Origin of the sequence: Undibacterium sp. 5I1, from assembly GCF_034314085.1 — a bacterium.
Classification (GTDB): domain Bacteria; phylum Pseudomonadota; class Gammaproteobacteria; order Burkholderiales; family Burkholderiaceae_D; genus Undibacterium.
This window is the reverse complement of the sequence record NZ_JAVIWI010000001.1, coordinates 3570808-3584974: the sequence shown is the minus strand read 5'-3', so window position 1 is coordinate 3584974 and position 14167 is coordinate 3570808. Positions and strand designations below refer to the sequence as shown.

Genomic DNA, 14167 nt, shown 5'->3' with positions numbered 1-14167 from the left:
ATGTTTCCTTATCTGGCTGAATTACTCGCGCTGCCACTATATCCATTGTTATCATGGCAAGGCAAACGCACCCGTGCCACTACGCCACGCTTGCCAGAGGCCAGTGGAGCGCGTTTTGGCATTAGTCACTACCAGCCGGAGCTTGTTTATGGCGACAATAACGCTGATCGTAATGTTGACGGAGATATTGGCTTCCGGTTGCTCAGCATAGGAGAATCGCCCGTTGCTGGTGTTGGTGTAGTTAACCAGGAGCTAGCTATCACAGCGCAATTAGCAAAGGCGTTGGCCTCACGTTTGAAAACCGGTGTGAGTTGGCAAGCGATTGGTAAAAACGGCGCAGATATAGCGAGTGCGATTCAGCATTTGCTGCCGCAACTATTTAATTTGGCAGACAAATCAACGCAGATTGATCTAGTGTTTGTCGCATTTGGGGTCAACGACACGACGGCGTTCAGATCTGATCAGCGCTATCGAGCTGAGTTGTGTCAGCTATTAACCGCGATACAGCAGCAACTCGCACCAAAACAAATTCTGCTATCGGGCGTGCCGCCGATGCACGCATTTCCCGCTTTGCCGCAACCCTTAAGATTCGTTCTGGGCAGCAAAGCAAAAGCACTCGATCTGGTCGCCAAAAAGTTAGTTTCCCAATTAGGTGATGGACGTGGCAACGTCAGTCACGTCCCTATGGCGCTGGATATCAGCGATGCGTCATTAATGGCAGAAGATGGTTATCATCCTTCAGCCAAAGGCACGAAGGCGTGGGCAGAACAGTTAGTGGCGGCGCGTTATGGTCAGCAACTCCAATATGACTAAATCTATCTAAAGTGGCGATAAATTAGTATTCTTTGCGGTACTTATGCACATTTTAAATAAGCTAGTATCTTAATAAAAAACCATGTGTAAAGAAGTGCAAAGACAATTAATCTTTTAAAATCATAAAGTTACAAGACAATATTCAATGCTTACTTTATTACTGGTATTGTCATCGCCATAAAATAGAAACTATCCACAAAGTTATCCACAGTTTCTAAACAGTAATTTCTATCAACTTTCTCTCAGAATTTCACCAGATTGCAGCAGATCAGATGCCTTGATCAGGCGCATCGGCGATAATGTCGGATTAGCGCTGCGTTTAACATCCCAAAGAACAGCAGCGTACGCCACTTCAGTATTCGTTTTATCGAAAGCAATTTATGTCGAACAGTTTTGCCCCGCTCAAAAATGACACCTTCTTAAAAGCCCTGATGTGTCAGGAGACGGATTACACACCGCTATGGTTAATGCGCCAGGCAGGTCGTTATTTGCCGGAATACCGCGCAACCCGCAAAGGTGCCGGATCGTTTATGAGCCTGGCAAAAAATCCCGACTTTGCGACGGAAGTGACGATTCAGCCATTAGACAGGTTTGAATTAGATGCGGCGATTTTATTCTCCGACATTTTGACTGTGCCCGACGCCATGGGTCTGGGCTTATATTTTGAAGAGGGAGAAGGTCCTAAATTTGAACGTCCGCTCAAAGATGAAAAAGACGTGCTGGCGTTAAAAGTACCAGAAGCTGGCAGTCTGCAATATGTCTTTGATGCCGTTACGCAAATCCGTCACACCTTAAACGGTCGCGTGCCCTTGATTGGTTTCTCGGGTAGCCCGTGGACACTAGCTTGTTATATGGTCGAAGGGCAAGGTTCGCGTGAGTTTCATACGGTTAAAACCATGATGTATAAGCGCCCGGATTTGATGGATCATATTCTGCGCACCAATGCCATGGCAGTTGCGACTTACCTCAACGCGCAAATCGACGCCGGTGCGCAGGCAGTCATGATTTTTGATAGCTGGGGTGGGGCATTGGCTGACGGTGCTTATCAACGATTCTCCCTTCGCTACATGCAAGATGTAGTTAATCAATTGCAACGCGAAAAAGATGGTCAGCGTATTCCCGTCATCGTCTTCACCAAAGGCGGTGGCCTATGGTTAGAGCAAATTGCCGATATCGGTGCTGATGCAATGGGTCTGGACTGGACCGTCAATCTTGGTCAGGCACGCGCCAAAGTTGGGCATAAAGTCGCCTTGCAAGGCAATCTTGATCCGGCAGTCTTGTTTGCCGACCATGATCAGATTCGCCAGCAAGTCACTGCGACCTTGCAATCCTATGGAACACCGGGCGCCGGTCATGGACATGTGTTCAATTTAGGTCACGGTATTTCCCAATTCACCCCGCCCGATGCGGTAAGTGTGTTGGTCGAATCAGTGCATGAAGTAAGTCGCCAGCAGCGTCAAAACAAGGCTTAAGGTCTTCGCAAATAAGGTATCAGAACAATAAACCTTGGTACGACTTGTAAAGACGTCATGTTGCTGTGCAACAGTCAATATTCATGCGCTTGTTAGCTTGATATGGCTGGGAGAACTAATGAAATAGCCGCAACAAAAAGCGCATAAAGATGCACACTTTTTGTTAGTTATGCACAAATATGAGGAGCGTAAAAATAAGTCGAATATTTATTTTGAAGACTTTCTGCATATTTGCAAGTCATTGATTTTAAAAGACTTATTTTTTGCTTTCAGAATGGGCAGTTTGTTGAAACCCGCATAAAACCTAGCGCAACGCCATGTCAATACACCTTTGTCCACAAAGTTATCCACAGAAACTGTGGATATGTAAAAAAGACCTTATGAAACCGTTAGTTAGCGTACTTCCTCATAGGTTACATTAAGTTCATGGAACACTGCATCCTCCAAATCGTGCTTGACACGCCGCTTGATACAAGCTTCGACTACCGGTGGAATCTGCGCAAAATTGAGGCGGGCGGAGCTACATCTGAGACCGAACCACAAATTTCATCCGTGCCCCAAATCGGGCAATTAGCCTTAGTTCCGTTTGGGCGGCAAGAGGTGATGGGGCTGATTGTCGGTATCAGCGACACTACCGAGGTGCCCGCCAACAAACTCAAAGATGTACTTGAAGTGCGCACCCAACTCGCGCCTTTGCCACAAGCCTGGCTGGACTTATGTCGTTTTGCCGCTGACTACTACCAGCGACCACTGGGCGAAGTCGCTTTGCCTGCACTACCAAAAAACTTGCGCACCAGTAAAGTGACATCGCTGGAACGCAATCTCAAGAAAGTCGCCAAAGATGCAGCGCCACAAGACACCAACCCCAATCCAGAACCCACCTTAAATGCCGAACAGCAACTAGCGGTCGACGCTATTGCCAGCGCCCAACAGTTTTCCCCGCACTTGCTCTACGGTGTAACGGGTAGCGGTAAGACGGAAGTCTATTTGCAAGCCACCGCCAAGGTTTTGGCTCAAAGCACAGACGCGCAAGTCTTGATTTTGGTGCCAGAAATTAACCTCACACCACAATTAGAGAACCACCTACGTCAGCGTTTTTCGGGTATCCAGATCGCCACTTTGCACAGCGGCATGGCCGAAGGCGAACGCGTGCGCCACTGGTTGTCGGCGCATTTAGGGCAAGCCCGTATTATTCTTGGGACGCGCTTAGCGATACTCGCGTCCTTGCCCAACTTAAAAATGATCGTCATCGATGAAGAGCACGATCCTTCTTACAAGCAACAAGAAGGCTTGCGCTATTCGGCTCGCGACCTAGCCGTCTGGCGCGCCCGTCAGCTCGATATCCCGGTCGTGCTCGGCTCCGCCACACCGTCCTTGGAAAGTTGGTACCACGCCAATACCCAACGGTATCGCAAGCTGAGCTTGCGTGAAAGAGCCGTTAAAGACGCCGTTTTACCCGTCGTCAAAGTCATCAACACCGAGCATGAAAAACCGAGCGAAGGTTTGACCCAAAGATTGGTCACCTCTATCCGCTTACGTTTAGAGAAAGGTGAGCAGTCACTACTATTCTTAAACCGGCGTGGGTATTCCCCCGTCATCGCCTGCGACGCCTGCGGCTGGATCAGCAACTGCACCCGCTGCACCGCGCATCTGGTCATGCATAAACTCGATCACAAATTGCGTTGCCATCATTGCGGTTTAGAGCAACGCATCCCAAGATCATGCCCGACCTGCGGCAATGTTGACTTGCAACCTCTGGGTCGCGGCACCCAAAGAATCGAAGAAAGCCTTGCCCATATTTTCCCAGAAGCAAGAGTGTTCCGGATTGACGCCGATTCCACCCGACGCAAAGGCAGTGCCGAAGCCGCTTTTGATACCGTCCACCGTGGCGAAGTTGACATCCTGATCGGTACCCAAATGGTCGCCAAAGGTCACGACTTTAAAAACCTCAGTCTGGTTGCTGCGCTTAATCCCGATTCTGCCCTATTCTCGCAAGACTACCGTGCGAGCGAACGCCTGTTTGCTCAACTGATGCAAGTCGCCGGTCGCGCCGGCCGCGCCGCCCGCAAAGAAGGCGGCAACCTCAGCGAAGTCCTGATCCAGACACGCTACCCCGACCACCCGCTATATCACGCACTGATGGCGCACGACTACGACAGCTTCGCCAACGACTTGCTGCAAGAACGCGAACAGGCAGGCATGCCACCGTTTATCTACCAAGCCTTGTTACGTGCCGAAGCCAAAGAGCTACAAATCGCCCTCGACTTTCTGCACCAGGCCGCCGCCCTCGCCACCGACCCTGGCATCACCCTCAACGACCCCATTCCGATGACTATGACCCGCGTCGCCAACGTCGATCGCGCGCAACTATTAGTCGAATCCACCTTCCGACCCGCTTTGCAATACTTCCTAAAAAACTGGATCAACGACCTGCGCGCACTGAAGTCACGGGTGAAGTGGTCGGTTGAGATTGATCCTGTCGATATTTGACTGAATTTAAGCCTAATCAAATACGATGCTGTGCCGTGACCACGCTGACCCATGCAGGTTTGTGACGTCTACGGTAACTTGTAATCGAAGGTATAAAAATGCTGCCCGTTATTGATTTGTATCTCCATCTGCCCAGTGATTCCTGCCAATTCATCGGTGCCGGAATCTGGAACGATTTGGACCACTAAATCTGCCTGGCCGCGATTCATTGTTCCTGTATGCATCAGGACAAAACTACCTTTCTTGCCTTGCAGACTACCTGTCACGCGCTCAATCGCGACATAACCCGCCGAACCCTTGGTTTCCGTAACTGCAGTCAGCATTTCACCTAAGCTAGAGGCATTTAAGTCGCCGTTAAATTGCTTGATGATCGTTTGGCGAGCAAGTTTTGCGACTTCGATTGCTGTTGCTGGTACTTGCGGGTTCAATTTGATGTCAAAGCCCCCTCTAGCGTGGTGCATATTTGGCGCCTTTAAAATGACAGATGCGGACTCTGTTGCTGGCGGGTTGGTAACACAGGCACTCAGGCAAGTTAATAAGTAAATGCTGATACCCACGTGATGTAATAAGTTTGTTTTCATCGTAATCTCCTTGGTAATAAAAATGTCTCCATTGACCAATCCAGATTAAATAGGACTCCAGATCGACATGATAGGAAAAACGCGACAACGTGTTATTAGAAAGAAGGCGTTATGAGCAATACCGATCCTTTGGCGCAAACGCAGATACAAAACCAAGAGTCGCCCAAACCACGTGGTGTTTTGCGCCGGACGCTCAATCAGGGAGAATTTCAGCATCACCGGCAACTGCCTTCTGCCGAATTGGCTGATGTTATTGAGCACTACTGGCATGTCAGCTGGGATCTGCGTGGCTTGCCCGCACAAGAGCAAGCCACTTTGCCCCATCCGAATGTGCATCTGGTGATAGAGCAGGGACAAGCGCGCATTTACGGTGTGCACAGCCACCGCTTCATCAGGCAACTGGCCGAACAGGATCAGGTCTTTGGTATCAAATTTAAGGCCGGAGGCTTTTACCCTTTTTATAGACAAGCCTTAGCAAGCTTACATAACCGATCAATTGACCTTACTACTTGTTTTGGTCAGTCCAGTGCGGATTTTGCCGGACAAATATCTGTCGCCGATAATTTTCTCGCCAAATGCGCAATAGCAGAAAACTTCTTACTAGCCCATTTACCGCCATCCGATCCGCAAGTCCTCCAAGTCAGTCAGCTAGTTGCGAGCATAGAACAAAACCACAGCATCACAACGGTCGACGATCTGCTTCGCATAAACGATCTGGACAAGCGCAGTTTGCAGCGCTTGTTTCAAAAATATGTCGGTGTCGGTCCGAAGTGGGTTATTCAGCGCTACCGCTTACACGAAGCTATAGCCCAGATTCAGGAAGGAAAAACACTTAACTGGATAGCGTTAGCGCTAGAACTTGGCTATTTTGATCAAGCCCATTTCGGACGTGATTTTCGGGCCTTAGTGGGCATGACGCCTGCGGAATATGAGAAGAGCTTGGTCTAGGCGAACGGATGGTATGTTTTATGCATACCACTTTAAATATACTCCAGGCGTGTATATTTAAAGTGTCCATATATTATATGGACAATAAGGCATATTTATACTGATCAATAGGGGAGTATATTTAATAAGGCCGGTATTCTCAGGTGTGTAGAGCCCTTTAAGGTTTTGAAGATTGTAAGAGTATGGAAACAAATGGTATTTTCTTAACTGCCAAGTTAGCATATAAAATTGGTAAATTAAATCACCTCAAGTTTCAACAGCGCGCCGGCTTAGCCACGCGTGCCTGTTACCTCAAACCTTAAACTGCGGGAATAATCAATGAAACTGTCCATAACTCAAGAGCAGCAACAAGAGATGCGCCACGCCCACTATGATGGCGCCCCGGGCGTTCTGGTATCTGGTCTCGTTTGGATTGCTGCCACATTGGTATGCTATCAGCTCGGTATAGACAAGGCTGTATGGACTCTGCTCATAGGCGGTGTATTTATTTATCCAATTAGCCTCGTTGTGACAAAGGCGATAGGACGCCCCGCGAAAACAAGCAAAGACAACGCATTGAACCAACTTGGGATGGCATCGACAATTTGGCTAATCCTTTGCTGCGCGATGGCCTACGGTCTTTTCCTTTTAAAGCCCGCGTTATTTTTCCCCGCAATGATGGCAACGGTAGGAAGCCGCTACCTGATCTTTGCAAGCATCTACGGCAGATCAATTTTTTGGGTGATAGGCGTAAGCCTGATTGTCGCTGCAAATCTCGTCCTCTTCGCAGCGGTAACGCCTGTCCTTGCCGCTGGACTTGGTGGATTGGTCGAGGTTTTATTTGCATTTTTAGTGTTTTCAAAAGCGTCCAAGTCAAATATCAAATAATAAAATCAAGCAATAAAATCAGGCGACATCCTATGTTGTTCTTCGCTCCGGATATCGCTTATATTCAGCTTAAGTGCAAAAGATGCCGTAGCCGGTTAATACCATCCGGCATCATCTTCAGTACTTACAAGGTAGCAGGGCTTTTGAAGACCGGATAGTTTGACCACGCGATCTCTTTAGTGAATACTAGAATTTTAGTGAGAACTTCTATGAAAAATATTTGGCAATTATTCAGTCCATTGGGTAAGACCGTAGTTTGTGTAGTCTTGTTGAATTGTGTGTGATTCTACTTTTGACGATGTTGACTAAGTCGGTCTTTGCATCAGCGGCTTGTTCCGTGGCGTTTTTGGGGTCGGTGTCTTTCTGGATTGGACCAGCAATGCTTCGTCATTATCGTAAAGAAGCTCACATTTAGCAGACACAGATTTTATTCGTGCGGCGCACGGACACGTGTTTGTTTTGGGTTTAATAAGCACCGTCTGCAGGAAATCTTTGCATTTATAACTAGCTCCCCCTCCATAAACCAATAAATCAATGAGTATAAAATCGTGCGATTAGCCTGTACTAATTCCACTTACTTGGGTTTGCTACTTTTGTTAAGCGTATTCCCATTTGCAGCGTCAGCCTCGGGCGGTACTGGCAAATACACATTGCCGTGGGCGCGTCTAGGCGAGCTTCTGGAATATCATTCTTGTGGCTGTGCCGATGCTTGTTGGGTTGCCGAGGTGAGGGCAGTTACAAGTCGTGCGTTGTTAGCCAAGCTGCGATGCGATTGCGAGAATCTGCATTTTTCCATCGGTGCGCACGGCAAGGAGCAAGCGGATATTCGTAGCTGTTCTGCGCTAGACAACAAGCCTGAATTTATCCGCGAGACCTTGGAAAAACTAGTGAAAAAATAGTAGCGGAGTATGTTTGCATGAATACAGACCGACCAGCTTATCTTGCTAGTCTGCATGCGTGACGTGCAACATAACTTTATTCATTAATCCAATTCACCGATATATACTCCCTATAGGTATATTTTAATTGCCTAGAGAAAATATGGACAATAAGCATATTTTAATTAAAAAACTAGGGAGTATATGGATTTGTGCCGCATAGACTTAGCGCAATATAGCTCGACTCACCGATTTCCATCTTCCACTATTAGCGATGCCATTGATGACTATTTCTTTACCGAATATACCTTCCGATACTCATATCAATTCCGGTGTTGCCGATGCCAGTTCAACGACACCAGTGATTACTTTCCGTGATGCAGTGCTGGCGGATGCGGACGTGGTTGCTGACATGGTCAACAGCGCTTATCGTGGCGATAGCAGTCGTCAGGGCTGGACGACGGAGGCGGACTTGTTGCAGGGGGCGCGTACCAATGCGGATGAAATCCGCGATCAGATCGCTGCCGCCGGATCGTTTATTTTGTTGTGTTTGCAGGATCAGGCAATCGTCGGTTGCGTGCATCTGGAGCAGCAGCAAAATGCAGCGTATTTCGGGATGTTTGTGGTACGTCCGCAGTTGCAGGGCAAAGGCATCGGTAAACAGTTTATGCAACAGGCAGAAAGTGCGGTACAGCAGCGTTGGGGCGTGACTAAAATCTGGATGACAGTGATCAGCGTTCGCCATGAGTTGCTAGCGTATTACGAGCGGCGTGGCTATGTTCGCACCGGGCGCTTAAGTCCTTTTCCGGTTGAGGAGCGTCAAGAGATCTTGCTGGCTGGTGATCTTCAATTTGAAGAGCTGGAAAAACTTTTACCCCACAAATCTTCATAAGCCTATCGCGTCTGCGACATTGGCGCGGTTGATGTAGCCAGTGACTTGATCGCATGAGTTCCTGACGCTCCTGCGCAGGCAGCAGACCAGATGTTCGGTTATACACGAACACCCGTGGATTCATGCTAAAGGAACGCAGTAATGATGTGAGCGGACCTGGTCGTTTATTGAAAAATTTCCAGAAGATCCCAATCCAATATTCGAGAGCGAATCAGCGTGTAGATTAGCTACTACCGCCTCCGCAACTACTGCCGCAGCTACTACCGCCAGAGCTACTACCGCAACTGCTGCCGCTATCCGCAGAACCGCCACTATCGCAAGAATTCCCAAAATCAAATGTGTTACCGTTGTCATAGGATGAGCTAGCCGCATTTGCTCTGGCGGCAGCCTCTGCTTGACGCCGATAGGCTTCGTACATTGCCGCGCTGATAAAGCCTGCCGTCATTAATTCCATTACATCCAGGCTGGCAGGGAAAATCATTCCCCCACCACCAACTCCGTCGCTATTCAGATTGCGATAACCAAACTTACCAGCGGCTGCTTGGTAAGCATAACCAGTAGGCATCTTCAATTTTCTATCAAGCGCAAACAGCGCCGGTACGCTGGTGCTGGCCAATGCCAATCCCTCAAGCCGCCGCGCCTGCACCAGTGTGCCGGCCAGCGCTTTATCGATAGACTCGCCCATTTCGCCAGCCTCGATATGCGGGATGTCTCTGCCAAAATGCTTGCGGCAGAACATTCCTAATCCAGCTTGTGACAGCGCGCTCCACGCATGCCAGATCGAATCCGCCGCTTTCGATGGCAACGCACAAGCGTGCTCGCTGTGTTTAACGCAATCAAAAAACATCATCAAGCCTTCTGCCGCCCGCGTAAAAAAAACGGCATCACGAGGGATGCCAGGAAATTCTCTGCTTGCCATAGTTTGCCAAAAGCCGAATAAGTTATCGGGGATATCGCTGAGGGAGTTTTGATACACCGACCGGCGAATAATGTGCTGCGACCGTAAGGTGTTGATCTGATCTCTGAGATTTTCTAACATTATTATTGTTCTCCCTTGGTTAAATTTCTTTTTTTTATGACTTTATCATGGGAGACCAATATGACCTTTGTATGACGCGGCACTAAGGAGTTTTACGTAGTTGCTTTAATGTTAGTTTGAACAACAAATAAAAATTGACAGATCAATTTCAGCTGATATTATATCGACATTCGATATATCAATATACGATATACCGATTAACGATATAAAGTGGCTATAGCATGACGACTATTAATTATTCTAAATATTTGCCTCTCTCTGAAGCCACGTTTTACGTAATGGTGGCACTAAGTGAACCCATGCATGGGTATGCCATCATGCAAAAAGTAGAGACCATCAGCGAAGGAAACGTCGTTATTGGACCTGGTACTTTGTATGGCGCTTTTACCACACTAGAAAAGCAGGGATTAATCATAAAAGTGAAGGAGGAGGAACGCCGCAAATCTTATGCTCTTACGGAGCTTGGGCAGCAAATATTGACGGAGCAGATCCGTCGCCTCGAAATCATGGTCAAAAACGGACAGTTAATTTTAAAATATCTTCAACAAGGAGCTGTAAAATGAATGCGGTCACCATAAAAAAATTTAAATTTCACTTGGCTTGGCAAGACAATCAATGTGAACAATGGCTGCAAGAAATGGCAAGACAAGGACTACATCTCAAGAGCGTAAATATCTTCTGTCTTTACACATTTATACAGAGCAAACCCGCCGAGGTCAGTTATTGCCTGGATTTTGTGCCTCACCTCAGAAGAGATCCGGCCTATTTCGATTTGTTCCGTGATGCTGGTTGGGAGCATGTAATTGAAATCACCGGCTGGCATTATTGGAGAACCCCGATCGTTGCTGGTCGAGTCCCAAAAATATTCACCGATATCGAATCTAAAATTAAAAAATATAAACGTATTTTATTAATACTGGTACTTGGGCCATCACCCTTAATATTATTGTTTATTAGAAGTTTAGTCCTACACAGCCCAATAGAACAGCTAGCCACCTCAGACAAATGGATACTTGGCGGTATGTTTGGCGGATTGGGCGCGTTTTACATGTATGCGATGACTTCAGTTGGCGCGCGTATTCGTGAACTCAGACGAAATGGGCAATGAGAGGATGTCAGACGACACTTATTGTTTAAGCGTCCGAAGCAAACCATCCGAAGCATCTTCAATATAATCAAGCACCATATCAAAACCACGCCCGCCACCGTAATAAGGATCGGGCACTTCGTCGGCTTTACTCTGCGTCGCATATTGCATTAATAGACCTAGCTTATGGCGATATTCGATAGGGCAATCCGCTTCTAATAGCGACAGATTAGCTTTGTCCATCGCCAGAATTAAATCAAATTGGGCGAAATCTTCAGGTGCTACCTTGCGCGCTCGTTGGCGGGATAAATTGATGCCACGTTTTGCCGCAAATTCTTGCGACCGCAGATCCGGTGGCTCGCCCACGTGGTAGGCATGTGTGCCGGCAGAATCGATCACGAACGCGTCAGCTAAACCGGCTGCTTCTATCTTGCTGCGGAATACGCCTTCCGCCGTCGGTGAGCGACAAATGTTGCCCATGCAGACAAAGAGAATCGCAGTATTTTTTGTTGTGTTCATGATGTGATTTTAATGGCTTAGTAAATTACTTAAACAGATACGAAGTACCATGCTACAACGATGTCAGCAGATAGTTACGCCATCAAAAAAATGCCAACACAAGTAGCGACTCCACCAGTCCAGATCAAGGTGCGTAGCGTAGAAAAATTCATCAGATAGGCTCCGGTATACAACAAACGTAAAGCAATAAAAACGACCGCCAGACTATCAATACGTCCTTGATCAGCATGCGCTTGCTGTGCCAGTACAACCGCTGCAATAAATAAGGGCAAGGCTTCAAAACTATTACTCTGCGCGGCATTAGCACGCTGCTGCCAGCCAGTTAAATTTTTTGCCCACTCGCGTGGATTGTCGTTGTTGTACCTGCCAGCATGACGCGCTAATTTGGCAGAGCTACTTTTTGCTAAACCCACCGTGATTACTGGTAAAGCACAGGCCACGAGTACGCACCAATTTGCAATTGTCATTTTATTTTCTCCTATTCATTTCAATTATTATTAAATCTAACAGCAAGCACTTGCTGGTAAAAACCTAGTTTCATCGCAATAGTAAGATAAATCAGATCGATTTACACAGACAGATCAAAGTACTGATGCAGTCTAAGACCTTAGCGGATAGACAGCGAATCGTCAGCATAAGAGAGCTGTAACAAGATCGATAAAAGAGCGATAAATATCCGCTGTAACATTTAGCAACACATTCCTTGTCAACACAAATCGATTCCATCGCGTTCTAGAGCTACGTAGACTAACTACGGAAAACAAACCAACCAAACTCAAGAACAGGATCTATCATGAACAAGCTAATCGCCGCTCTCGTTGCTACTACCTTCGCCATGGGTACAGCGTTCGCACAAACACCAGCACCAGCAGCTAAGCCAGCAGCGCCAGCAACTGCGGCACCAGCGGCAAGTGCAGCTCCGGCAGCAGCTCCTGCTGCATCAGCACCAGCTGCTGAGAAAAAAATGAAGAAGCATCACCACAAAAAAGCAGCATCTGCAACAGAAACACCAGCAGCGTCTGCACCAGTAGCTCCAGCGAAGTAATTCGCAACAGTCAGCTATCGCATTGAGATAGCTGGCAATGTAAAAAAATCGGCGTGATGAGCGCCGATTTTTTTTGCGCTCTACGTTTGCAGAACTCAAGGCAGCGCTCAAACTATGTTGCCCAGTTCATACACTTCAATCGCTGTCGCTAAATTGTCCTCATCACCCCATCGTCCATGAGCAATAATCAAGAGCTACTGCGTGGATGTTATTCCTGACTATTTAATACGATAACGATCAGACGATTGCATCCCTCACATTAATCATGCTGTACACCCCGGGGTCATCATGAATCTGAAACATGTTTTCGCATGCATCGCCGTCGCTGCTGTTTGCCACACTTTGCCCATACAGGCGCAAACTAATGTGCTTGTATATGGGCGCCTGGTGGTCGGTGTTGTCAACTACTCGGCATACAGTGATGGTCGTGGGTCAGTAACAAAAGAGAGCAGTTTTAGCAGCCGCTTTGGTTTTAAAGGCAGCGAGGCACTGGGTGACGATCTCAACGCGCTATTTGTGTTGGAAGGCGGATTTAATCCCGATACCGGTAGTGGAGGTGTTATATCGCGCGAGGCCAGTATTGGCCTTGGCTCGCCTTACGGCAAAATCCGTTTTGGTTTTATGTTGACCCCCTTAGACGATTTGCACGGGATTGTCGGTCCAGGTTATCTCAGCGATGTCAGTAACGACAATCTCAACGGATTTTGGGCAAACGGCTACAACAATAGTTTTACCGGCGCCAGCGCAGATGGCAGTTCGCCTTGCATACAAACTTCTGCAACGGAGGGTAATGCAAACACCTTTGCATTTGATAATCGCTACGGCAATTCGGCCCGCTATGATTCGCCTAATATGCATGGCTTTAGCTTTGCCACGCATCTGGCGCTTGGTGAACCGGCGCAGAATCTCAACTGCCATAGCACTGCATGGTCAAGCAAACTACAATTCAATTCCGGTCAGTTAGTCGCGGCACTTGCCTATAACTTGCACCACAACGTCAGAGGCATCAACCTGGACGACAGCATTGTATTGTTTGCACTGGGCTTTAATCTGACTTCGCAAATCAATCTCAGCACGTATCTCCAGCACATCAAGTACGACAATATCGGTAGTCACCCGTTACAGCAAAACGGTATTGGTGTGCGAGGAAGATTTTTCCAACATAGTCATACCTTTGAGCTAGCCTGGTATCGCGGCGGCGAGGGAAAAGGGGATCAAACTCCGGTTTTTTCCGGCATCTTTACCGGTGCTGGCACCCAATCTGATTTAATGATTGTTGGCTACCGTTATGACTTATCCAAGCGATCGCAACTGTGGTCTCAGTACGCAATTTTGCGGAACGGCTCACATGCCGGATATGAGCTTGGTGGTGCCGCTGCAGTTAGCGCATCAGCAAGATTAGGACAACACCCGCAGGCGATTGCCTTTGGCATAAAGCATGATTTTTAAGATATTTACGGAAATTTGTTCTTCACTAAATATATATACTCATGGTAAGTATATTTAGATTGTCCATGTATTAATTTGACAATAAGG

General features: G+C 47.5%; 15 protein-coding genes. 11 read left to right on the top strand and 4 right to left on the bottom strand.

Annotation, left to right across the window (positions count from 1 at the left end):
* The 3 genes from RGU72_RS15665 (at position 1) to RGU72_RS15655 (ending at position 4775) form a co-directional block, all read left to right on the top strand.
* Positions 1-813 (top strand): SGNH/GDSL hydrolase family protein, encoded by an 813-nt coding sequence (locus RGU72_RS15665; protein WP_322120616.1) that lies wholly within the window; start codon positions 1-3, stop codon positions 811-813.
* 380 nt (positions 814-1193) lie between these two features.
* Positions 1194-2285, top strand: a complete 1092-nt coding sequence (gene hemE / locus RGU72_RS15660) for a uroporphyrinogen decarboxylase (protein WP_322120615.1) — start codon at positions 1194-1196, stop codon at positions 2283-2285.
* 426 nt (positions 2286-2711) lie between these two features.
* Positions 2712-4775, top strand: coding sequence for a primosomal protein N' (locus RGU72_RS15655; RefSeq protein WP_322120614.1), 2064 nt, complete (start codon positions 2712-2714; stop codon positions 4773-4775).
* Between the two features lie 68 nt (positions 4776-4843).
* Here RGU72_RS15655 and RGU72_RS15650 read toward each other — a convergent pair whose 3' ends face one another.
* A complete protein-coding gene (locus RGU72_RS15650) occupies positions 4844-5356 on the bottom strand; it encodes a DUF3224 domain-containing protein (protein WP_322120613.1) in 513 nt (170 codons plus the stop codon).
* A 111-nt stretch (positions 5357-5467) separates the two neighbouring features.
* Between RGU72_RS15650 and RGU72_RS15645 the strand changes: the two genes are divergently transcribed.
* The 4 genes from RGU72_RS15645 to RGU72_RS15630 all read left to right on the top strand — a co-directional run bounded on the left by RGU72_RS15645 (position 5468) and on the right by RGU72_RS15630 (position 8941).
* Positions 5468-6304, top strand: a complete 837-nt coding sequence (locus tag RGU72_RS15645) for a helix-turn-helix domain-containing protein (RefSeq protein WP_322120612.1) — start codon at positions 5468-5470, stop codon at positions 6302-6304.
* 318 nt (positions 6305-6622) lie between these two features.
* The gene (locus RGU72_RS15640) at positions 6623-7171 is read left to right on the top strand and encodes a DUF7010 family protein (protein WP_322120611.1); all 549 of its coding nucleotides are present in this window, start codon (positions 6623-6625) and stop codon (positions 7169-7171) included.
* Between the two features lie 548 nt (positions 7172-7719).
* Entirely contained in the window at positions 7720-8070 is a 351-nt protein-coding gene (locus tag RGU72_RS15635; RefSeq protein WP_322120610.1) for a hypothetical protein, read from the top strand.
* A 262-nt stretch (positions 8071-8332) separates the two neighbouring features.
* On the top strand, positions 8333-8941 hold the full coding sequence (locus tag RGU72_RS15630; protein WP_322120609.1) for a GNAT family N-acetyltransferase: 609 nt from the start codon (positions 8333-8335) through the stop codon (positions 8939-8941).
* Between the two features lie 223 nt (positions 8942-9164).
* Here the strand turns inward: RGU72_RS15630 and RGU72_RS15625 are convergent, their stop codons facing one another.
* Positions 9165-9980 carry a hypothetical protein gene (locus RGU72_RS15625; protein ID WP_322120608.1) on the bottom strand — a complete coding sequence of 272 codons (816 nt, stop codon included), beginning with the start codon at positions 9978-9980 and terminating at the stop codon, positions 9165-9167.
* 221 nt (positions 9981-10201) lie between these two features.
* Here RGU72_RS15625 and RGU72_RS15620 point away from each other — a divergent pair, with 221 nt between their 5' ends.
* Complete coding sequence (locus tag RGU72_RS15620) at positions 10202-10543, top strand: PadR family transcriptional regulator (protein ID WP_322120607.1); 342 nt, start codon at positions 10202-10204, stop codon at positions 10541-10543.
* Positions 10540-11088, top strand: a complete 549-nt coding sequence (locus tag RGU72_RS15615) for a DUF2812 domain-containing protein (protein WP_322120606.1) — start codon at positions 10540-10542, stop codon at positions 11086-11088. Before RGU72_RS15620 ends, RGU72_RS15615 begins: the two co-directional genes overlap by 4 nt.
* Before the next feature lie 18 nt (positions 11089-11106).
* On the opposite strand, the gene RGU72_RS15610 is transcribed toward RGU72_RS15615, so the two are convergent.
* On the bottom strand, positions 11107-11586 hold the full coding sequence (locus tag RGU72_RS15610; RefSeq protein ID WP_322120605.1) for a low molecular weight protein-tyrosine-phosphatase: 480 nt from the start codon (positions 11584-11586) through the stop codon (positions 11107-11109).
* A 74-nt stretch (positions 11587-11660) separates the two neighbouring features.
* Positions 11661-12053, bottom strand: coding sequence for an MAPEG family protein (locus tag RGU72_RS15605; protein WP_322120604.1), 393 nt, complete (start codon positions 12051-12053; stop codon positions 11661-11663).
* Positions 12054-12379: 326 nt separating this feature from the next.
* Here RGU72_RS15605 and RGU72_RS15600 point away from each other — a divergent pair, with 326 nt between their 5' ends.
* Together RGU72_RS15600 and RGU72_RS15595 are read left to right on the top strand one after the other, a co-directional pair.
* Positions 12380-12631 (top strand): hypothetical protein, encoded by a 252-nt coding sequence (locus RGU72_RS15600; RefSeq protein ID WP_322120603.1) that lies wholly within the window; start codon positions 12380-12382, stop codon positions 12629-12631.
* A 288-nt stretch (positions 12632-12919) separates the two neighbouring features.
* Complete coding sequence (locus RGU72_RS15595; RefSeq protein ID WP_322120602.1) at positions 12920-14080, top strand: porin; 1161 nt, start codon at positions 12920-12922, stop codon at positions 14078-14080.
* The last annotated feature ends 87 nt before the right edge of the window (positions 14081-14167 follow it).

Excerpts from the sequence above, each read along its gene's own strand:
- RGU72_RS15600 (WP_322120603.1), top strand. The coding sequence starts at position 12,380 with ATGAACAAGCTAATCGCCGCTCTCGTTGCTACTACCTTCGCCATGGGT.
- RGU72_RS15620 (WP_322120607.1), top strand. The coding sequence starts at position 10,202 with ATGACGACTATTAATTATTCTAAATATTTGCCTCTCTCTGAAGCCACG.
- RGU72_RS15615 (WP_322120606.1), top strand. The coding sequence starts at position 10,540 with ATGAATGCGGTCACCATAAAAAAATTTAAATTTCACTTGGCTTGGCAA.
- RGU72_RS15640 (WP_322120611.1), top strand. The coding sequence starts at position 6,623 with ATGAAACTGTCCATAACTCAAGAGCAGCAACAAGAGATGCGCCACGCC.
- hemE (WP_322120615.1), top strand. The coding sequence starts at position 1,194 with ATGTCGAACAGTTTTGCCCCGCTCAAAAATGACACCTTCTTAAAAGCC.
- RGU72_RS15630 (WP_322120609.1), top strand. The coding sequence starts at position 8,333 with ATGACTATTTCTTTACCGAATATACCTTCCGATACTCATATCAATTCC.
- RGU72_RS15595 (WP_322120602.1), top strand. The coding sequence starts at position 12,920 with ATGAATCTGAAACATGTTTTCGCATGCATCGCCGTCGCTGCTGTTTGC.
- RGU72_RS15650 (WP_322120613.1), bottom strand. The coding sequence starts at position 5,356 with ATGAAAACAAACTTATTACATCACGTGGGTATCAGCATTTACTTATTA.
- RGU72_RS15605 (WP_322120604.1), bottom strand. The coding sequence starts at position 12,053 with ATGACAATTGCAAATTGGTGCGTACTCGTGGCCTGTGCTTTACCAGTA.
- RGU72_RS15645 (WP_322120612.1), top strand. The coding sequence starts at position 5,468 with ATGAGCAATACCGATCCTTTGGCGCAAACGCAGATACAAAACCAAGAG.
- RGU72_RS15610 (WP_322120605.1), bottom strand. The coding sequence starts at position 11,586 with ATGAACACAACAAAAAATACTGCGATTCTCTTTGTCTGCATGGGCAAC.
- RGU72_RS15665 (WP_322120616.1), top strand. The coding sequence starts at position 1 with ATGTTTCCTTATCTGGCTGAATTACTCGCGCTGCCACTATATCCATTG.
- RGU72_RS15625 (WP_322120608.1), bottom strand. The coding sequence starts at position 9,980 with ATGTTAGAAAATCTCAGAGATCAGATCAACACCTTACGGTCGCAGCAC.
- RGU72_RS15655 (WP_322120614.1), top strand. The coding sequence starts at position 2,712 with ATGGAACACTGCATCCTCCAAATCGTGCTTGACACGCCGCTTGATACA.